Below are 312 nucleotides of genomic sequence, written 5' to 3' on the forward strand. Positions count from 1 at the left end.
GAACGCATTCTGGCAGCAGGTGTTGGTGGACGTGAAGACGCTTACGAGCAGCCTTTCCACTCGCTGGATTTGGTGTACAACTACTATCCGAGCTTCAGTTCAAAAATTGGCTTCAAGGTAAAGAACATTCTTGGAGAAGATCAGGAAGTGACGCAATCGGATATTTTAGTTCGTAGCAAAGAAGTCGGAACCGTTGTTAGCTTAAGTTACAGCTACGAGTTCTAAGTAGCCTGATGTTTACATCAGGTGAGATGGATGTTGCGGGCGCTGAGGCCGCAGGAACTATTGAGGAGGACGCCCGTAAATACATCC

1 protein-coding gene is annotated in these 312 nt (G+C 47.4%); it reads left to right on the forward strand.

The genetic code is table 11. The features are described 5' to 3' along the window. The coding region (locus B3180_RS01395; RefSeq protein ID WP_286842506.1) for a hypothetical protein at positions 1–225 on the forward strand (225 nt) is incomplete at its 5' end. Positions 226–312 lie beyond the last annotated feature (87 nt).

The organism is Idiomarina sp. UBA4206 (assembly GCF_002383015.1).
In the GTDB taxonomy this organism is placed as follows: Bacteria; Pseudomonadota; Gammaproteobacteria; order Enterobacterales; family Alteromonadaceae; genus Idiomarina; species Idiomarina abyssalis.